Source organism: Candidatus Methylomicrobium oryzae (assembly GCF_016745425.1).
GTDB lineage: Bacteria > Pseudomonadota > Gammaproteobacteria > Methylococcales > Methylomonadaceae > Methylomicrobium > Methylomicrobium oryzae.
Window position 1 is genome coordinate 77791 of sequence record NZ_JAERVK010000002.1, and the last position, 19427, is coordinate 97217.

The window sequence follows — 19427 nt, forward strand, 5'->3', positions numbered from 1 at the left end:
AATCGAAATTCGGCTCAACGGATTTCAGGCCAAACAGGGATGATTTGAGCCAGTAACGGCGGCAGCGGATTTATTTCCGGTCGACCATCGACTCGATGACGGTTTCAAGCTCCGACTTCGTAAACTTGCCGAGATGCCGGTTCGCGATCATCCCGTGCCGGTCGACCACGACCGTGAAAGGAATCGCTTCGGCCCGGTTGCCCAATTGGCCGGCCAGCGCCATGCCCTGATCGCCGGCGATCAGGGTCGGATAATTGATCTTGACGAAATCGAGATACTCTTCGACCGGCGCCTTGTCTTCGAGCGCCACCCCGATCACCTGCACGCCCTGCGCCGCATACTGCGTCTGCAAAGCGACCAGATCGGGCATCTCCTCGCGGCAGGAAGGACACCAGGTTGCCCAGAAATTGATCACCAGAATCTTGTCTTTCCATTCCCTGATGGAACGGTTGCGCCCCTCCAGATCGGGGAGCGTGAACTCCGGTAACGGCGAAACCTCGGTTTCCGGGGCGGGATACAGGCTGTAGCGCAGCGCGATGCCGCCGGCCAGCGCCAATAACCCGATGATGATCACAATAGCCGCCTGCTTCATGGTTTGATCCGTTGTAAAGTTTCGATAAAAGTAGCGCTGTCCTGATAGCCGATCACCCGCTGCGCAGCCCTTTCCTGCCGGTCCGGGCCGAAAAACAGGATCGCCGGCGGGCCGATCAGTTTGAATTTCGCGAGCAGGGCCTGGTCTTGTTCGGAATTCTCGGTCACATCGGCCTGCAGCAGTACAAAATCGGCCAGCGCCTGTTTGACCTTCGGATCGGTAAAAGTATAGGCTTCCATCTCCTTGCAGGAGATGCACCAGTCGGCGTAAAAATCGAGCATCACATGGCGGCCCTGTGCACTGGCTTCTTCAATCCGCTGTTCAAGCTCCCGAAGATTCGCAACGCGCCGAAAAACGATGCCTTCCTGCCTGGCGCCGGCGCTGGCCCCGCTGATCAACACGCCCTGCAAAGGCTTGAGCGGATTGGTGGCGCCGCCCGAGACGCCGATCAACAACAATAAGCCGTAAGCCAGCATGATCAGGCCGACGCCTTTCCAGAGCTTCCGCCAGCCGCTGCTGTGTTCGGGCAAGGGATCGATCGCATTCAGATAGATCGACGGAATGATCAAAAGTATCGCCCACAGCAGCATGGTGACCGCCGGCGGCAGAATACGGCTCAACATCCAGACCGCCATCGCGAGCATGATCACCCCGAACACGCCCTTGGTCGCGTTCAGCCAGGCGCCGGCCTTCGGCAGCAGCTTGCCGGCCGAGGCGCCGACCAGCAGCAGCGGCGCCCCCATGCCCATGCCCATCGCGAACAGGGCGCTGCCGCCCAGCACCGCATCGCCGGTCTGGCCGATGTAGATCAGCGCCGCCGCCAAAGGCGCGGCCACGCACGGTCCGACGATCAGGGACGACAGCGAACCCATGATCGCCGCTCCCCACAGCGACCCGTCACGGTGCCGCTCGCTCGAATTATGCAGTTTGACCTGCCAGGACTTCGGTAATTCGAGATGGTAAAAACCGAACATCGACAGCGACAGCAGCACGAACACGGCGCTGAAAACCGCAATGATCCAGGGCTGCTGGAAAACCGCCTGCAGGTTGCCGCCGAACAGCGCGGCAAGGACGCCGAACAAGGTATAAGTCAGCGCCGAGGCGACCACATAACTGAGCGAAAGCGAAAAAGCGCGCAGCGTGGTGATCGCGCGATGGCCGACGATGATCCCGGACAGAATCGGAATCATCGGGAAGATGCAGGGCGTAAACGACAACAACAGCCCGAAGCCCAAAAAGCTGGCCAGCGTCATGCCCAGGCTGTCGTGCTTGAGCAGTTGCACGATCCGGTCCTGCTCCGACACCGGCGCCTGCGGCTTCGCAGCCGCCGCGGCCATCTGCTGCGCCACGGGCAAGTCCAGTTTCACTTCTTTACTCATCGGCGGATAGCAGACGCCGCGCTCGGCGCAGCCCTGATAGAAGGCCTTCAGCGTGACCGTCTGCGCGGCTTGGCCGCCGCGCCGCAGTGGCAGATCGAAACTCAGCTCGTCGTGAAAAACCGCGACCTGTCCGAACTCCGGGTCGTCTTTCGGTTCGCCGTGCGGCATTTCGTAAGCGCCCAGCGCAGTGCCGCCCGCATCGATCAATTCGAGCTTCGTTTTATCCCGGTACATATAATAACCGGACGCAATCTGCCAGTTCACCTGTAAGGTATTCGGATCGCCGACCGCCGCGGAAAATTGGAAAGCCTGATCGGGCGGCAAGAGATCCTCCTGCGCCGAAGAAGCCAGACCGGTGATGCCTTTGACCAAATTCTGGAGCGGATTGACGGAAGCGGCAGCCATCGCAACCGGCAGCGCGATGTCGAGCGTTTTCTTTTGCGGCGGATAACAGACCCCCTCGTCCGAACAGCCCTGGTAACGCGCCAGCACGCTCACCGAGCGAATCGCGTCGCCGGCCTTTACAGGCACCGGCACCGTCAGCTTGTTCCGGTAATGCACCGTATCGCCGAGCATTTCGTCATGCTTGGTCTTGCCGTCCGGCAGGCTGGGCGTACCGAGTTCGGCCCCCTCGGTTTTGGATTCGAAACGCAGATTCTTCCGGTAAAGCGAGAAGCCCTCGGCAATATCCCAGGAAAATTCAAGCTGGCCGCGCGAGAGCGCCAGCGCCGAAACCTTGAACGCCTGGTCGGGCGGCAGCAAGTCTTCGCTGTTCAGGGCGAAGACCGCATTTCGGGTAGTGAGCAACAGGCAGAAAAAAATCAGTCGGTAGAGACGCATGCATCGATCCAGTTCAGATAACCAGGCAGGCCGCGCGCAATAGGCAGGGCGATGATTTCGGGCAAGTCGTAGGGATGCTGCTCGCGTATCGACTGTTCGACATCCGGATAGCGGCCGCCGGCCGTTTTGATCAGCAGCAGATGTTCCTCAGCCGTTTCGAGCCGGTTTTCCCAGGTATAAATCGAAGTCAGGCCGGGCAGAATATTCACGCAGGCCGCCAGCCGGCTTTCGACCAGCCTGTGGGCGATTTTTTCCGCTGTCTCCCGGTCCGGGCAGGTGCAAAGAATCAATTGGGCGTCGTTCGGCATGTTTTGCTGGCGAATAAGCGAAAGGCGGATATTATGCTAGAAATTCGCAGTCAATACCCTTACTATTGTTGGATTTCTCAAGATCAATCAGACCTTAAACCGAGCTTTTAGATGAAAATCTTCCAGTTGTTGTTCCTGTTCTTCCTGGCCATCCCGTTCGCGGAGATTTATCTGCTGCTGACGGTCGGCGGCCTCATCGGCGCTTTTCCGACCATCGCGCTGGTGGTCTTTACCGCGGTGCTCGGCGCATGGCTACTCAGGCAGCAGGGCTTTCAAACGCTCAGGCGCTTTCAGGAAAGCCTGGCGCAAGGGAACATTCCGACCTATGAAATCATCGAAGGACCGATCCTGCTGGTCGGCGCCGCACTGCTGCTGACGCCCGGATTCATCACCGACCTGTTGGGGATGATTTGCCTGATCCCGTCCCTGCGCCGAAAAGTGGCCCAGTATATCCTCGAAAAACATCTGATCCAGGTGCTCCAGTCGAACAGCCCTTTCGGCCCGCGCGAAGCGGCGCACGGGGATGCGCTGGAAGGGGAGTTCCGGAAGGAAGAATGAACGGGCGGACGGCTCGCGCTTTGCGTAGCCGCAAAGACGGAAGCGATCGGAGATCAGGCTCAAGACAGGCAGAATGCAGTCCCAAGCCTGACGTATATCATTCGCCGGCGGGTGCTGAACCGGCAGTATCGCAGGTATTCTTGCCGAGCCCGCCGTAAACCGGGCAAAAGCCGAAGAAGCCGCTCGCAATCAGCGCACAGCCGACGACCAGCAAAAAGATCGACGCGGTAACGACCGAAAGCACAAACAGCGCGGCGCCCGCATAAATGCGGTATTTTTTTTCTTTTTCGCCGACATTGTGTTCAAATTTGAACATACGTTTAAAATCAAAACTCATCTTCTTACCCTCACTGTGTCATTGTTGTTTTTCCGCCAAGCGCGGCCCTGCCCGTCACTCCCAGAGCCGAACAAATATACACAGACACAAAAAATGTGCAAGCAATAAAAAATGATCGACGTCACTTCCCTTCTCGACCCCCTGAACGATGCGCAACGCCGGGCCGTCACCGCGCCTTCGCAGCCCATGCTGGTGCTGGCCGGCGCCGGCAGCGGCAAAACCCGCGTGCTGGTGCACCGGATCGCCTGGCAAATCCAGGTAGTCGGCGTTTCGCCGCATGGCATCCTGGCGGTCACCTTCACCAATAAGGCGGCCCGCGAAATGCGCGGACGGATCGAGGAACTGTTGCAGCGGCCGACCCATAACCTATGGATCGGCACCTTCCACGGCCTTGCGCATCGATTGCTCCGGCGCCACGCGAAACAGGCGAAACTGCCGGACGCCTTTCAGGTAATGGATACCGCCGACCAGCTGCGCGTGATCAAGCGCGTGCTGCAGTCATTGAATCTGGACGAGGCGCGCTGGCCGCCGAAACAGGTGCAATGGTTCATCAACGCGCAAAAAGACGAAGGCGTCCGCGCCCGGCACATGCCGGAAACCGGCGATCCGTATCTTAGACAGATGATCGCGATTTACCGCGCCTACGAAGAGCTCTGCGACCGCTCGGGCCTGGTCGATTTCGCGGAGCTGCTGCTCCGGGTCCACGAGCTCCTGCGCGACAACCCCGAGGTACTGGCCTTCTACCAGCAACGCTTCGAGCAGGTGCATGTCGACGAGTTCCAGGACACCAATACGATCCAGTACGCCTGGCTGCGCCTGTTGACCCAAGACCGGAACAACCTGTTCGTGGTCGGCGACGACGACCAGTCGATCTACGGCTGGCGGGGTGCGCGGATCGAGAACCTCTACAGCTTCCAGAAGCATTTTCCGAATCATGAAGTCATCAAGCTCGAACAGAACTATCGCTCGACCGGCACCATTCTGAAGGCCGCGAACCGGGTCATCGCGCACAACGAGGGCCGGCTCGGCAAGGAACTGTGGACCGAATCCGGCGAGGGCGAGCCGATTTCGCTGTACGCGGCATTCAACGAGCAGGACGAAGCGTTTTTCGTGATCGAACGAATCCGCGCCTGGATCAGCGAAGGCGGCGCGCGCCGGGACACGGCGATTCTGTACCGTTCGAACGCGCAATCCCGGCAATTCGAGGAACGGCTGTTCCAGGCCGGCATTCCTTACCGGGTGTACGGCGGCCTGCGCTTTTTCGAGCGCGCCGAAATCAAGAACGCGCTGGCTTATCTCCGGCTGACTGCGAACCGGGACGACGACGTCTCGTTCGAACGGGTCGTCAACACCCCGACGCGGGGGATCGGCGAGAAAACGGTCGACGAGATCCGGAATGTCGCCCGCGACCGCGGCGCCTCGCTCTGGAACGCGGCCGTCTTCATGCTCGAACAGCGCCTGCTGAGCGCCCGCGCCGGCAACGCGCTGGCCGGATTCCTGCAGCTGATCGACCGGCTGGCCGCCGAAACCGCAGGCATGGAACTGTTCGAACAGGTCAAACGGGTCGTCGAGAAATCCGGCCTGATCGAGTTCTACCAGAACAGCAAAGGCGACCAAGGCGAAGAGCGGATCGAAAACCTCGAGGAACTGGTGAATGCGGCGCGCCTGTTCGATTTCAACGCCGACAACGAGGAAAACCTCGCTCCACTCGAACTGTTTCTCGCGCATGCGGCCCTCGAAGCGGGCGAGATGCAGGGGGACGATTTCGACGACTGTGTGCAATTGATGACCCTGCATTCGGCCAAAGGCCTCGAATTCAAGGTCGTTTTCATGGTCGGCATGGAGGAAGGCCTGTTTCCGTCGCTGCAGTCGGTCGAAGATCCGCAGCGCCTCGAAGAGGAGCGCCGGCTCTGCTACGTAGGGATGACCCGGGCGATGCAGACCTTATATATGACCTATGCCGAATCCCGGCGCCTCTACGGCCGCGAAACGTATCCGCGCCCGTCCCGGTTCCTGCGCGAAATTCCGGACGAATGCGTCCAGGAAGTCAGACTGCGCGCCCACGTCAGCCGTCCGGCCGCCGCCTCGCCCGCGAAATCCTCGGCATCCTCGCCCCTGTCGGTTAGCCGGTACAAACTCGGCCAGCGCGTCAGCCATGCGAAGTTCGGCGAAGGGATGATCCTGCAGCTCGAAGGCCAGGGCGCCCAGGAACGCGCGCAGATCAATTTCAAGAGCGCCGGGGTCAAATGGCTGATGCTGGCTTATGCAGGGCTCGAAACCCTGCCGTGAAAAGCCGTCAACCATGTCCCGCCGGTCGAAGTTGCAGCGCCCAGCCCGCGCATTAATGCACGCATTAATCCTAACCCGCATCAATCAAGATACGTTAAAATGATCTTTTGCAAAGAATAGGGAGGTGAATCATGTTAAAGAAGATCTGCGCCGCGTTGGCCGCGGCATTCGCTTTGACCGCCTGCGTCACCAGTCCGACAGGACGTTCACAGCTCATTTTATTACCCGACTCGCAGGTCGACCAGATGGGCCTGCAAGCCTTCGAAACGATCAAGCGCGACAAACCGATCAGCAACAATGCGCGCTTGAATCAGGTTGCCCAATGCATTGCAAGCAATATTACCCAAAGCACCACCGGCGGCCGCTGGGAAGTCGTGGTGTTCGAGGATGATTCGTTCAATGCCTTCGCGCTGCCGGGCAACAAGATCGGCGTTTACACCGGCCTGTTCAATCTGGTCGCCAATCAGGACCAGCTGGCCGCAGTGATCGGCCATGAAATCGGCCACGTGCTGGCCAAACACAGCGCGGAACGTGCCTCGCAGGAACTGGCCGTCAACTCGGGCATGTCGATGATTCAGGCGATGGGCAATCCGCAATCGCCCCTCGGCCAGGCCGCGTTCGGCATGCTCGGGCTCGGCGCCGAATACGGCGTGCTGATGCCTTACGGTCGGACCCAGGAAAGCGAAGCGGATATCATCGGCGTCGACCTGATGGCCAAAGCCGGCTTCGACCCCCGCCAAAGCATCAACCTGTGGCAACGGATGAGTCAGGCGACACAAGGCCAGCAAACCGCCGAATTCCTGTCCACCCACCCCTCGCACGCCACCCGTATCCGCGACCTCGAACAGCACATGCCGCAGGCGATGGGCTTTTACCAACAGGCGCAAGCGATGGGCCGGCGCCCCCAATGCCAATAACCGATGACGCCGTATCTCCACAAGCTCCAATCGTACCCGTTTGAGAAACTGGCCGCGCTGAAGAAAGGGATTGCGCCGCCGGCCGGCAAACGACACATCGCCTTGTCGATCGGCGAGCCGGCGCATGCAACGCCGCACCTGATCCAGGAAGCGCTGCTGATCCATCTGCACGGCCTGTCGAACTATCCGACCACGAAAGGCCTGCCGGAGCTCCGCCAAGCCATCGCGGCCTGGCTGACTCGCCGCTTCAAGCTCGCGGAAGGGCAGCTGGATCCCGAAACGCAGATCCTGCCGGTCAGCGGCACTCGCGAAGCGTTGTTCTCGTTCGCCCAGTGCCTGATCGACCCGACCGCCGACCCGCTCGTGGTGATGCCGAATCCGTTCTATCAGATCTACGAGGGCGCAGCGCTGCTCGCAGGTGCCGAGCCGTATTTTCTGAATACGGTCGCCGAGAACGCATATCTGCCCGATTTCGACGCCGTGCCCGAGAGCGTCTGGCGGCGCTGCCAGCTGCTGTATATCTGCACTCCCGGCAATCCGAGCGGCGGGGTGATACCGCGCGATGGCTTGATCAAGCTGCTCGGGCTCGCCGAGAAATACGACTTCGTGATCGCTTCGGACGAATGCTACAGCGAACTGTACGACGACGAAAACAGCCCGCCGCCAGGGCTGCTCGAAGCGGCGTTCGCAATCGGCAATACCGCATTCAAACGCTGCGTGGTGTTCCACAGCCTATCGAAGCGTTCGAACGCCCCCGGCCTGCGTTCCGGCTTTGTCGCCGGCGATGCGGCGATTCTGCAGGACTATTTCAAATACCGGACCTATCACGGCGCGGCGATGCCGCTGCCGACCCAGCATGCGAGCATCGCGGCATGGGGCGACGAGAAACACGTGGCCGAGAACCGCCGCCTGTACCGCGAAAAGTTCGCCGCGGTACTCGACATTTTGGGCGATGCGGTGCAACTGACGAAGCCGCCCGCCGGCTTTTATCTCTGGATCAAAACGCCGATCGGCGATACCGAATTTACGCAGCAATTGTTTGCGCAAGAGAACGTGACCGTGCTGCCCGGCAGCTATTTGTCCCGCGAGTTCGGCGGTCTGAACCCGGGCCGGAATCATGTCCGGATCGCGCTGGTCGCGCCGCTCGAAGAATGCGTCGAAGCGGCCCTGCGCATCAAAGATTTCCTTAACACTCTATAAAAAACAAGCAATGTCCGATTTAGAAAACATCATCAATACCGCATTCGAACAGCGCGCCGACATCACGCCCGCTACCGTTTCGCCGGAAGTGCGCGGCGCGGTGCAGGAATGCCTGAACCTGCTCGACACCGGCAAGGCCCGGGTCGCCGAAAAAGTGAACGGCGACTGGGTCACGAACCAATGGCTGAAGAAAGCAGTGCTGCTGTCGTTCCGGATCAATGAAAACCGGCTAATGGACGGCGGCAACACCCGCTATTACGACAAGGTCGAATGCAAATTCGCGAACTACAGCGAAGAGGACTTCGCGAAGGCCGGCGTCCGGGTCGTGCCGAACGCGGTCGCCCGTAAAGGCTCCTATATCGCGCCCGGCGCGATTTTGATGCCGTCCTACGTGAACATCGGCGCCTATGTCGACAGCGGCACGATGGTGGATACCTGGGTCACGGTCGGTTCCTGCGCGCAGATCGGCAAGAACGTGCATCTGTCCGGCGGCGTCGGCATCGGCGGCGTCTTGGAGCCCCTGCAGGCCGGCCCGACCATCATCGGCGACAACTGCTTCATCGGCGCGCGTTCGGAAATCGTCGAAGGCGTGATCGTCGAAGACGGCTGCGTGATTTCGATGGGCGTCTATATCGGCCAAAGCACCAAGATCTACAACCGGATGACCGGCGAAATCACCTATGGACGCATTCCGGCCGGTTCGGTCGTCGTTTCGGGCAACCTGCCATCCTCGGACGGCAAATACAGCCTGTACTGCGCGGTGATCATCAAGCAGGTCGACGAAAAGACGCGCAGCAAGACCGGCATCAACGAACTGCTCCGCGACTGATCAACTGGGCATCCACACGACCGGGGCGATCCCGTCCCGGTTTCACTTCCACCTACCCTCCCCACTTCCCATGAGCGAAAATCAACTGACCAACAATGCGATCATCTATGCCCTGCTGTCGCTGAACAGCGAAATCATCCTGCAAAAAGAATATCTGGAATCGGACGACGTGCCGGAAGAAGATATCGACAACGAGCAGGACATCCTGGACGATCTGGAACAGGCGTTCATGGAATTCGTCGACGTCTACAAAGGCCGCTGCAAGACCGACAAATCGCTGCCCGGCCTCGATGAACTGTTGAACAACCAGCTGTAATGATCACGTTGTACGGAATCAAAAACTGCGACACCTGCAAAAAGGCGCGGCAGGCACTGGAACAGAACCGGATCGAACACCGTTTTCACGACCTTCGCGCCGACGGCCTGGCACCGGAGCTGCTGCAGCGCTTCATCGACGGGCTCGGCTGGGAAAAGCTTCTGAACAAGAGCAGCACCAGCTGGCGGCAGCTGAGCCCCGAACAGCAGGCCGATCTGACCCGCGAGAAAGCGGCCCGGCTGATGCTCGAAACGCCGACTTTGATCAAACGCCCGATACTCGACACCGGCAGTGCTCTGCACATCGGCTTCAAGGCTGGCCACTATGATTCGTTGAACTTGACGGAAGCAACAGGATGAGCGCGACGCTGGAGTTATTGAAAGACCTGATCGGCCGCGCCTCGGTCACGCCGAAGGACGAAGGCTGCCAGGACGTGCTGGCCGCGCGGCTCGCGCCTTTGGGCTTTCGCGAAGAGCGGCTGAATTTCGCGGATACGCAGAATATCTGGCTCAGGAAGGGCGATGCGAAACCGCTGTTCGTCTTTTTGGGACACACCGACGTAGTCCCGACCGGACCGCTCGAGGCCTGGCAGTCGCCGCCGTTCGAGCCGACGGTCCGCGACGGCAAATTGTACGGCCGCGGTGCGGCGGACATGAAAGGCAGCATCGCCGCGTTCACGACCGCACTCGAACGCTTCCTCGCCGCGCATCCCGAACATCAAGGCTCGATCGCTGTCATGATGACCAGCGACGAGGAAGGGATTGCGACGCATGGGGTGGTAAAGGTCGTCGAGGTACTGGAAGCGCGAGTCGAAAAGATCGACTGGTGCCTGGTCGGCGAGCCGTCCAGCGACAAGAAGATCGGCGACGTGATCCGGGTCGGGCGGCGCGGCTCGCTCTGCGCGAAACTGACCGTCAAAGGCATCCAGGGCCATGTCGCCTACCCGGAGCTGGCTGAAAACCCGATCCATACCTTTGCGCCGGCGCTGAAGGCATTGACTGAGGAGGTCTGGGACACCGGCAATGCGTTTTTCCCGCCGACCAGCCTGCAGGTTTCGAATATCCATTCGGGCACCGGCGCAGAAAACATCATTCCGGGATCGGTCGAAGTGCTGTTCAATCTGCGCTTTTGCACCGAGCTGGACGAACAGACGATCAAGCAGCGCACGCAGGCGATCTTCGACCGCCACGGCCTGAACTACGCCATTGAATGGCGCCTGTCCGGCAATCCGTTTTTGACCCGGAAAGGCAGGCTGATCGATGCGGCGCACGAGGCAATCAAGACGGTGACCGGCTATGACACGCACGATGACACCGGCGGCGGCACCTCGGACGGGCGCTTCATCGCGCCGACCGGCGCCGAAGTGATCGAACTCGGGCCTTTGAACGAGAGCATCCACAAGGTCAACGAGCATGTGGGCCTGCAGGACCTGGAAACGCTGTCCTCGATTTACGAACAGCTTTTGATCAAGCTGTTGACCTAGCGATTGAATAGGGAAGTATTCAGGCCGCGGTTCCGGTTTAGCGGCGCGAATTCGTTTTCTCCGCCCTGGCACACGCTCCTCCTGAAACCCGCTTCAGCAGCGGACCCAAAATCCTTTCCATAAAACCCGAAAAGACCTGCCAGGTTTTGAAAACCTGGCAGGTCTAAAGCGACATCCTTTATCCCAACCTTCGATTTACGGTATCGACACCGGCGCCGCGGCCGGCGCACTCACAGCCTGCCGCCGTTCAGCCATCCATAGCGGCAGCGCCATCACCAACAGACTGCCCAGCCACCACAGCATCTGGCAATTGGTTACCGTATAAAGCAGCGCGGTCTGCAGGCGGTCGCCGAAATCGGGATGGGCTTCGATGAAATCGTGGCCGATCATAAAGGCATAGGTTTCGCCGACGATCAGCGCCGGCACTGCGAATACCAGAACCCCGGCCAGGAGCCTCGCCGGCAAGAGATAAATCACCGCCGCGATCAGCAGCACCCATCCCTGCATCTGACTATAAGTCAGCGAAGTGATGAAAGCGGCATAGAGTCTGTCCGCGAAAACGGGGTAAGCGGTCGGGAAATTGGTGCCGATCATCGTTTGATGGATCTCGAAAGCGAGCAGCGCCGCGCCAGCCAACGCGGCCCAGGCACTCAACCGGCATGCGCGGGAACGTGAATTTTCCGAATCGCCGAACATTTCTGCCAAAACCAGCCGCCAGTTGCGCTCCCCGCCGAGGGCGCCGAGCGCGAGCAGCCCCAGCGCGCCGATCACCGGAATATAGGTCAAAGGATAGGGAATGTTCAAATAGCGGCCGTTCAAGCCGAGCGCCTGGGCTTTATAGAAGGCCAGCGCGACAAAGGTCAAAAACAAATACCGGCTCCATACCGCTACACAAGCGTAGCGCTCCGCACAACGCAGAAGCTCCGCTCCCCGCTGCAGCACCAGCGCGCCGAGCGCAATGCCTAAGGCGGCAATCGACAGGGCATGAAAGCGCTCCATATCGTTATAGCTGGTATACCAGAGGTCGGCGGTCTGATTGACCTGCAGCGCACTGAGCAAATGCACGAAGCCGATAAAGCCCAAGAGCGGCAACGCCGAAAGCGTCGCCAAACGCTTCGCATAAAAACCGACCGCGATCAGGGTCAGCAAACCCGCAAAAACAATCCGCTTCGGCCAGCCCGGATTTTCGACGACCTTGCCGGTCAACGGAAACACCAGCTTGCGGTCGACCGAATACAGTCCCCAGTTCGCGCCGACCACGCCTTCCAGCTTGCTCTTCCAGGGCTGGTTGAAGGCTTCGACGATATTGATGTCGAAACCGTTCTTGTTCGCAACCTGCACCAGCGAACGGATGAATTTCGCCTCGTTCACCACGCCCGGCACCGCCCAGCCGCGCTGGCGTCCCGCGCTCGGCCAGCCCGATTCGCCGATCAGAATCGGCTTGCCCGGATATGCATCGCGAATCCGCTGGTAATTCTTCACGATATGCTCGGCGGTTTTATCGACCGGCAGCGGCTCGTCTTCCCAATACGGCAGGATGTGCACGGTGAAGAAATCGACTTCCTTCGCAATTTCGGGATAGCGCATGTAAAAAGACCAGACGTCCGCATAGGACACCGGCTGCTTGACCGCCTGCTTGACCCGGCGGATGTAACTCAACAGCTGCTCGGGTTCGAGCTCCCCGCGCAGCAGCACCTCGTTGCCGACGATCACACGCGTGATCACGTCCGGGTATTCGTTCGCGGCCTTGATCAGCGCGGCAATCTCTTCCTCGTTTTCCTTCGCGACGGTCGGACCGCCGATCCACGCGCCCTGAATCATCTTCAGACCGTATTTGCGTGCGATCGCCGGCACCTCGGTCAATCCTTTCGAACTCGCGTAGGTACGGATCGTGTGGCTCTGGCCGGCCAACAACCGCAAATCCTCATCGATTTCCTGCGAATTCGGAAAAACCAGCGTCAACGGACTATGGTCCTCGCGAAACGGCGCAAACGATACGCTGTTGACCTTGCCGTCGGGCACATCGACACCGGCATCCTGGGGCAGATTATTCAGCCAGGTGATCAACACATTGGCGGCCACCGCCAACACGATAAATAAAAGAGTCCGTGCCATTTTCATAAGTAGAAGAAAGCCCTAGTAAAAATTTACCTGCTATCATAGCGTCCGGGGCCGAGATTGCCAATTATGATCGTAGGGTAGGCTGACGAAGGAAGCCCATCGATCGCGAGCTTTCTTACAACCAAGTCTGGGTAAGTGCAAAAAATACTTCTTAATAAATAACTCATTAGTTTTTACAAAAATATAATGAATGATGAACCAATTTTTGTTGTAGATCTTGCCGACCAGGTTGGAAAACGAAAGCAGACAATCTTTAAGATTTTGACTCGACTACACATACAAACCTCGAAAAAACGAGGTGCCAATGACAGAGGTCAATTAATCGCATACATTACTTCACAAGAAGCGCAGCTTGTAATTGCCGAGTTGAATTCTCGTGCGGAAACTGAGAACACAAATATAAAATCCCGTGTCGCAGATTCTTCATTTTCTGATGCAGAACTTGGCGTTTTTTATTTGCTTGCGCTTGAGCCCGAGCATGATCCTGGGCGTTTTAAAGTTGGCTTTGCCACAAGTCTCCCAGAAAGACTTCAGAAGCATCGCTGTTCGGCACCGCTTTTAAAAGTTATAAAACACTGGCCTAGCAAACGACTCTGGGAAAAAACGGCAATTGATGCTGTGACTTTTGGTTGCGAAAGAATTCATACGGAAGTCTTCCGTACCGCCTCGATTCATACCATCATGGAACGCCGCGACCAGTTCTTTGCCTTAATGCCACAGATTGTACCGGCCAATGCAGAGAAGCAACAATGAACTCTATATAGCCGTAGGGTACGCTGCGCCTCCCTTGCCAATATATTTCGATGAGTCAAATTTAAGGTACGCGCAGCGTACCCTACGATAGCACTAAATATTGTCGTTCAGGAGAAAAGAAATGATTGAGTACATCGTAATCGCAGCCATGATTTTTCTCATTTTATTATTGATCTTTGCGGCAACACGGCCGAACACCTTCCATGTCGAACGCTCGGCAATTATCCATGCCCCGCCGGAGAAAATCTTCCCGCTGATCAACGATTTTCGCGAATGGGAACCGTGGTCGCCCTGGGAGAAAATCGACCCCGAGATAAAACGAACCTATAGCGGAGCCCTGCGCGGCGAAGGCGCGATCTATGAATGGAGCGGGAATAAAAACATCGGCCAAGGTCGAATGGAAATCGTCGAATCGCTGCCGCCCTTCAAAATCAAGCTGAAGATCGACTTCATCAAGCCGTTTAAAGCCCACAATACGATCGAATTCACGCTCGTTCCCCACGGCGATTCCACGACAGTCACCCAAGCGATGTACGGGCCGTCGCCGTTCGTTTCCAGGCTGATGGGCATTTTCTGCAACATGGACAAGATGATCGGCCGAAAATACGAAGAAGGCCTTGCGAATCTGAAAACGCTCAGTGAATAATCGTGTGGGTTAAAGCGGAGTTTGTTGTGGATAACGCTGTGCAAAACATTGCGGCGAAACATATCCACAGGCGATCAACAAATTGATGCCCGCTTTGACGACAGCTTGCTATGCAAAATAACGCATTGATAAAAAACAATAATTAAACCTTATTCACAGCATTTTTTCACTTTAATAATAATAAATAAGTTTAAATTTCTTCATTTTATTATGATTATTGCATCGCAACTTTCGGCAAAATCGGTCTGACGGCAGCCATCAGACGCACATTCCTCCTTTCAGCATGATCGATACGCTCGCCATTGCCAATTACCGGTCTTTGCTCGATTTGGTGATTCCGCTCGGAAATCTGAATGTAATTACCGGAGCCAATGCCAGCGGCAAATCGAATTTGTACCGGGCGCTACGATTGTTATCGGAAACCGCGCAAGGCGGAGTCGTACACTCCCTGGCTCGGGAGGGCGGATTGAGTTCGACATTCTGGGCCGGGCCGGAGAAGATTTCCGGCCGGATGCTCAACCGCGAAATTCCCGTCCAAGGCGGCCCAAGGCAAAAAACGGTGAGATTGCGATTGGGCTTTTCCGGCAGGGACTTCGGCTATTCGATTTCGTTAGGCCTTCCGACACCCTCGCGTTCCGCGTTCGCGCTCGACCCCGAAATCAAACGCGAATGCATTTGGGCGGGCAACGCTTACCGGCCGGCCAGCCTCTTAGTCGACCGGGAAGGCCCGATGGTCAAAGTGCGTGCGGAGCGGACATGGGAAGTGATTGAGCAGCATATTCCCAGTTTCGAAAGTATTTTCAGCCGGATTGCCGACCCTGCCGGAACGCCGGAGGTCGTGGTGCTGAGAGAACGAATCCGCGGCTGGCGGTTTTACGACCACTTCAGGACCGATGCCGAAGCGCCGGCAAGATTGCCCCAGTTAGGGACGCGCACGCCGGTGCTGCATCACGACGGCAGGGATCTGGCGGCTGCGTTGCAGACTATCCGGGAAATCGGCGATGCGGCGGCGCTCGATGCAGCGATCGCGGATGCTTTTCCCGGAGCGCGTTTGGATATTTCGGTGCGGCCGGACGGGCGCTTTTCCGTGGAACTGCACCAGGAAGGCTTGCTGCGCCCGTTATCCGGGCAGGAACTGTCGGACGGGACCTTGCGTTATCTGCTCTGGGTAGCGGCGCTGTTGACGCCGAGGCCGCCTCCGTTGATGGTGCTGAACGAACCGGAAACGAGCCTGCATCCCGATCTGCTGCCGGCGCTTGCCCGTTTGATTATCCGGGCGGCCGAATCGACCCAGGTCTGGGTCGTATCGCATGCCGGCAAACTGATCGCCGCGCTCGGCCAATCGGAATCGTGTAATTTTTTGAAACTGGAGAAAAATCTCGGCCGGACCGTGATCGCCGGCCGGGACATGCTGGATGAGCCTCTATGGCATTGGCCGGACAAGAGCCGATGAAGATAGGCCGGACCGCTTGGCCCCGTCCTTTTACGATAATTCAGATATCCATGAACATCATCGGCAGTCCGTAGGTCAGGACGAAATAGCCGAACGCCAGGACCAGGCTGGCGGCGCGATCGTAGGTGAAAATCCGGCGCAAAATGTAGGCGACGATCGCCAGATACCAGAGCACCAGGAAAACGCCGATCCAGATCGAAATTTCTTCCGCATTTTCCCGGTGGTTCATCACCATCCAGAAGTACAGCGCTTCGGTCGCGGTCGCCAGCGTCATGATGAAGTTTTCGCAGACGAAAATCGCGGTGAACAGCTGGTAGAAGTATTGCCGTTTTCTGAGCAGCAGCAACAAAACGGTGATGGACGAGAACGCCATGATGGTCCGCAGCATCACTTCCAGCGAACCGTCCGCCGGATCCGCGATCAGGCCTTCGACAATCATGCCCGAGATCAGGTAAAAAATCACCGTCTTCCACATGAACGACTTGGAAGGGGTCAAATCAAGAGGGTTATTGCGAAACCAGCAAAGCCCCAGATATTTGGTTAACAGACTCATGATCTAAATGCCGCACGAAAATAATGGTTATTAAGGGCCAACAAAATTGCCCATTATAACGAGAGCGGAAGCTCATGGGTAGCGGCGGACAGAGGGGGTTGCCGCCTAGGGAAAAATCCGGCTAAGCGCTGAGTTCGGAGAGCAATTGCATCGTCATGTTCTCGGCTTGGCGCTGATAGCCGCCGCCGAACAGGTTTAGATGGTTCAGAACATGGTAGAGATTGTAGAGCGTCTTGCGGACCGGATAGCCGGCATCGAGCGGCCAGCTTTCATTGTAAGCCTGATAGAAATCCTTGCCGTAGCCGCCGAACAGTTCGGTCATCGCGATGTCGGCTTCGCGGTCGCCGTAATAACAGGCCGGGTCGAAAATGACCGGACGACCCTGCCTGTCCGTCGCGCTGTTGCCCGCCCAAAGATCGCCGTGCAGCAGCGAGGGCTGGGGTTGGTAGCCGTCGAAAAGCCCGGCCAAGGCGCTGCACAGCCGTTCGCCCTGGGTTTGCAGACGGCCGGCGTAGCCGTTTCGGGCGGCCAGCCGCAACTGGTAACCGAGGCGGAGGTCGCGCCAGAATGCAACCCAGTCGACGCTGCGGGTATTGACTTGCGGCGTGCTGCCGATCGTGTTGTCCCGATGCCAGCCGAAATAAGCCTGCCGCGGCCGGTGCAAGTCGGCGAGCTGCTGTCCGAGAAGGCGCTGGGACTGCCGGGTCGAGGCGCCGAACTCCAGATATTCGAGTACAAGGTATGCCTGCGTTCCGGCTTCGCCATGAATGACCGGAGCCGGCGCACGGATTGCGCCGACGGCGGCGATCTCCCGGAGACCGGCGAATTCGGCCGCGAACATGTCCGCCAGCTCGCGCCGGTTCAGCTTGACGAAATACGACCGGTCCCGGCCCTGCAAATGGTAGGCCGAATTGATGTCACCGCCGCCCAAGGGCTGCGCGGCGGCGAAGTGGAAGTCCCGGCCGGTTTTGAGACGGATTTGGTCGGAAATCGCCTGCCAGTTCATCAGCATTTTTAGCCTGGGGAAAAGAATGAATAGAGTTCATGAAAAGGGCCGGGGCGGGAAAGCCTCGGAATCTCCGCCGCGGCTCTCCAAAGTTTATTGCCGAGGATTTTTACGTGTTTTTTTTGCCTTAGTTTTAGTTTTGGACTTGGTTTGAGGTTTTGCCTGGGTTTTCGCGGGGACCTCGTGGCTTTTCAGTTCATGCCGTTCGTTGGCTTTGTCCGCCCCACGCACAGTCTGATCGGTCTGCGTTTGCTGGTCGCTGTTGATTTCGCCGGATGCTGAACCGGGTTCCCGCATATCGCGACCCCGCCGTTCCCCGGACCTTTCCCTGCCGCGGACGTTATCTTCGTCCCTGGACTGTCTATTGCGGGTAATTTCGCTCGAATCCCAACCTCTGCCCTGTTCCTGGTTCGTATCCGTATCCGGCTTCGCATTAGCGCCGCCGGAAACGGCGAGCAGCAAAACAATCCCAGTCGTGGTAAAGCGCTGAACAATTTTCATGAGGCCTCCAATCTAATAACGCTCTTTTCGGAACCCAGCCGGAGCGAACGGCTTGGCAGTCGAGAGAGCCATCCAATTTAAAATTCGATCTATGAAAATCCAAATCACAACGAACCGAAATATGCCGACAGCGCCTTGATGTCGTCATCCGAAAGCGCGCTCGCCATGCCCTGCATCGGCCCGCCCTGACGGCTGCCTTCTTTGAAATGCTTCAACTGCGCTTCCAGATAGCCCGGATGCTGTCCCGCCAACCGGGGAATTTGCGTGATGCCTTGCCCTTGCGCGCCGTGACAATGGAGGCAGGTGCCGGCCTTTTCGGCGCCCGTTTTGGCCAGCGCGGTATCGCCGCCCGCTTTTGCGGCCGGTTGGGCGGCAAAATAAGCCGCCAGATTTTCGATATCCTGATCGCTCAGATTCGCGGCCATGCTTTGCATCATCGGATTTTTGCGGGCGCCGGATTTGAAAGCTTTCAATTGGGCGGCCATATAATCGGGTTGCTGGGCCGCCAGATTCGGCCATTGCGGATTGCTGCTTTTGCCGTTCGGACCGTGGCAGCCGACGCACATCGCCGCTTTTTCAGCGCCGGCCGCCGCATCGGCGGCCGGCGTTGGAACAGAGTAGGCATAAGCCAGTACCAGACATACAGACACGGAATGCTTTAATGAAAACATGCTCTACCTCTCATAATAGTTATTATTGGAATTAACTTTGATGGTAAATTTCCAACCGGAAAGAATCTTTCAAACTCGTTCTCGCAGGCTTCTGGAACGCTGTGTATGTTTCGGCAACATACCATGTTGATCATTGACTTACAAGCGGGTATCGGTGCCTGGTAACGCGAAAAACTCAGCGGGTGCAAATCGTGCGTAATAAAGAAAATCCCTCCTTTCCTGAACCGATGATCGGTGTGGGCGGCCTCCTATTCAACCGGCAGAACCAGGTGCTGCTGATCAAACGCAACAAGCCGCCTCGTCAAGGGTTATGGTCGGTTCCGGGCGGCAAACTCGAAGCCGGCGAGGGGCTGACCGAGTGCTGCCGGCGGGAAATCCGGGAAGAAACGGGACTCGACGTGAATGTGCTGTCGCTTATCGCGGTGGTCGAACGGCGCATCGAAAACTTTCATTATGTGATCGTCGATTTTCTGGTCGAACTGCGCAATGAAAACGAAAACCTCCCGCTTGCGGCAAGCGACGTATCGGAAGCGCGCTGGATAGGCCTTGAAAATATCGACGATTACCCGTTGGTAGAGGGATTACCCGAAATCATCCGCCGCGCTGCCGGCCGGCGCAGCGGCGAGGGATTCTATAAAAACTGCGCCGAGACCGACTTCATCCTGTAAAAACACC

21 protein-coding genes are annotated in these 19427 nt (G+C 57.9%); 12 read left to right on the plus strand and 9 right to left on the minus strand.

The window, feature by feature from the left end:
- Window positions 1–70: 70 nt before the first annotated feature.
- From JJL52_RS02415 to cutA, 3 genes are read right to left on the minus strand one after another with little or no spacing between them, the layout of a single operon-like run.
- Entirely contained in the window at window positions 71–592 is a 522-nt protein-coding gene (locus JJL52_RS02415; RefSeq protein ID WP_202050801.1) for a TlpA family protein disulfide reductase, read from the minus strand.
- Entirely contained in the window at window positions 589–2811 is a 2223-nt protein-coding gene (locus tag JJL52_RS02420) for a protein-disulfide reductase DsbD (protein ID WP_202050803.1), read from the minus strand. Before JJL52_RS02420 ends, JJL52_RS02415 begins: the two co-directional genes overlap by 4 nt.
- Window positions 2793–3119: a divalent-cation tolerance protein CutA gene (gene cutA, locus JJL52_RS02425; protein ID WP_202050806.1), complete on the minus strand. Its 327-nt coding sequence runs from the start codon at window positions 3117–3119 to the stop codon at window positions 2793–2795. Before cutA ends, JJL52_RS02420 begins: the two co-directional genes overlap by 19 nt.
- A gap of 111 nt (window positions 3120–3230) precedes the next feature.
- On the opposite strand from cutA, the gene JJL52_RS02430 reads away from it, so the two are divergent.
- Entirely contained in the window at window positions 3231–3677 is a 447-nt protein-coding gene (locus tag JJL52_RS02430) for an FxsA family protein (protein WP_202050807.1), read from the plus strand.
- Window positions 3678–3774: 97 nt separating this feature from the next.
- Here JJL52_RS02430 and JJL52_RS02435 read toward each other — a convergent pair whose 3' ends face one another.
- On the minus strand, window positions 3775–4014 hold the full coding sequence (locus JJL52_RS02435; RefSeq protein WP_202050808.1) for a YgaP family membrane protein: 240 nt from the start codon (window positions 4012–4014) through the stop codon (window positions 3775–3777).
- Between the two features lie 114 nt (window positions 4015–4128).
- Here JJL52_RS02435 and uvrD point away from each other — a divergent pair, with 114 nt between their 5' ends.
- The 7 genes from uvrD (at window position 4129) to dapE (ending at window position 11048) form a co-directional block, all read left to right on the plus strand.
- Window positions 4129–6303 (plus strand): DNA helicase II, encoded by a 2175-nt coding sequence (gene uvrD / locus JJL52_RS02440; RefSeq protein ID WP_202051037.1) that lies wholly within the window; start codon window positions 4129–4131, stop codon window positions 6301–6303.
- Between the two features lie 131 nt (window positions 6304–6434).
- The gene (locus tag JJL52_RS02445; protein ID WP_202050809.1) at window positions 6435–7220 is read left to right on the plus strand and encodes a M48 family metallopeptidase; all 786 of its coding nucleotides are present in this window, start codon (window positions 6435–6437) and stop codon (window positions 7218–7220) included.
- Between the two features lie 3 nt (window positions 7221–7223).
- Window positions 7224–8420: a succinyldiaminopimelate transaminase gene (gene dapC, locus JJL52_RS02450; protein ID WP_202050810.1), complete on the plus strand. Its 1197-nt coding sequence runs from the start codon at window positions 7224–7226 to the stop codon at window positions 8418–8420.
- A gap of 10 nt (window positions 8421–8430) precedes the next feature.
- Window positions 8431–9249 (plus strand): 2,3,4,5-tetrahydropyridine-2,6-dicarboxylate N-succinyltransferase, encoded by an 819-nt coding sequence (dapD, locus tag JJL52_RS02455; protein ID WP_202050811.1) that lies wholly within the window; start codon window positions 8431–8433, stop codon window positions 9247–9249.
- A gap of 70 nt (window positions 9250–9319) precedes the next feature.
- Window positions 9320–9565: a hypothetical protein gene (locus JJL52_RS02460; RefSeq protein WP_202050812.1), complete on the plus strand. Its 246-nt coding sequence runs from the start codon at window positions 9320–9322 to the stop codon at window positions 9563–9565.
- Complete coding sequence (locus JJL52_RS02465) at window positions 9565–9924, plus strand: ArsC family reductase (protein WP_202050813.1); 360 nt, start codon at window positions 9565–9567, stop codon at window positions 9922–9924. Before JJL52_RS02460 ends, JJL52_RS02465 begins: the two co-directional genes overlap by 1 nt.
- Window positions 9921–11048: a succinyl-diaminopimelate desuccinylase gene (gene dapE / locus JJL52_RS02470; protein ID WP_202050814.1), complete on the plus strand. Its 1128-nt coding sequence runs from the start codon at window positions 9921–9923 to the stop codon at window positions 11046–11048. The genes JJL52_RS02465 and dapE overlap by 4 nt, the downstream gene beginning before the upstream one ends.
- Before the next feature lie 195 nt (window positions 11049–11243).
- Here the strand turns inward: dapE and JJL52_RS02475 are convergent, their stop codons facing one another.
- Window positions 11244–13163, minus strand: a complete 1920-nt coding sequence (locus tag JJL52_RS02475) for a glycoside hydrolase family 17 protein (protein ID WP_236994003.1) — start codon at window positions 13161–13163, stop codon at window positions 11244–11246.
- 192 nt (window positions 13164–13355) lie between these two features.
- Here JJL52_RS02475 and JJL52_RS02480 point away from each other — a divergent pair, with 192 nt between their 5' ends.
- The 3 genes from JJL52_RS02480 to JJL52_RS02490 all read left to right on the plus strand — a co-directional run bounded on the left by JJL52_RS02480 (window position 13356) and on the right by JJL52_RS02490 (window position 16021).
- A complete protein-coding gene (locus JJL52_RS02480; RefSeq protein WP_202050816.1) occupies window positions 13356–13922 on the plus strand; it encodes a hypothetical protein in 567 nt (188 codons plus the stop codon).
- A 121-nt stretch (window positions 13923–14043) separates the two neighbouring features.
- Window positions 14044–14568: an SRPBCC family protein gene (locus JJL52_RS02485; RefSeq protein WP_202050817.1), complete on the plus strand. Its 525-nt coding sequence runs from the start codon at window positions 14044–14046 to the stop codon at window positions 14566–14568.
- 283 nt (window positions 14569–14851) lie between these two features.
- Window positions 14852–16021: an AAA family ATPase gene (locus tag JJL52_RS02490; RefSeq protein WP_202050818.1), complete on the plus strand. Its 1170-nt coding sequence runs from the start codon at window positions 14852–14854 to the stop codon at window positions 16019–16021.
- Between the two features lie 40 nt (window positions 16022–16061).
- On the opposite strand, the gene JJL52_RS02495 is transcribed toward JJL52_RS02490, so the two are convergent.
- The 4 genes from JJL52_RS02495 to JJL52_RS02510 all read right to left on the minus strand — a co-directional run bounded on the left by JJL52_RS02495 (window position 16062) and on the right by JJL52_RS02510 (window position 18752).
- A complete protein-coding gene (locus JJL52_RS02495) occupies window positions 16062–16574 on the minus strand; it encodes a hypothetical protein (protein WP_202050819.1) in 513 nt (170 codons plus the stop codon).
- A 121-nt stretch (window positions 16575–16695) separates the two neighbouring features.
- The gene (locus tag JJL52_RS02500; RefSeq protein WP_202051038.1) at window positions 16696–17580 is read right to left on the minus strand and encodes a fructosamine kinase family protein; all 885 of its coding nucleotides are present in this window, start codon (window positions 17578–17580) and stop codon (window positions 16696–16698) included.
- A 93-nt stretch (window positions 17581–17673) separates the two neighbouring features.
- Entirely contained in the window at window positions 17674–18081 is a 408-nt protein-coding gene (locus tag JJL52_RS02505) for a hypothetical protein (RefSeq protein WP_202050820.1), read from the minus strand.
- 104 nt (window positions 18082–18185) lie between these two features.
- Entirely contained in the window at window positions 18186–18752 is a 567-nt protein-coding gene (locus JJL52_RS02510; RefSeq protein WP_202050821.1) for a c-type cytochrome, read from the minus strand.
- 191 nt (window positions 18753–18943) lie between these two features.
- Here JJL52_RS02510 and JJL52_RS02515 point away from each other — a divergent pair, with 191 nt between their 5' ends.
- Window positions 18944–19420 carry an NUDIX hydrolase gene (locus JJL52_RS02515; protein ID WP_336885030.1) on the plus strand — a complete coding sequence of 159 codons (477 nt, stop codon included), beginning with the start codon at window positions 18944–18946 and terminating at the stop codon, window positions 19418–19420.
- The last annotated feature ends 7 nt before the right edge of the window (window positions 19421–19427 follow it).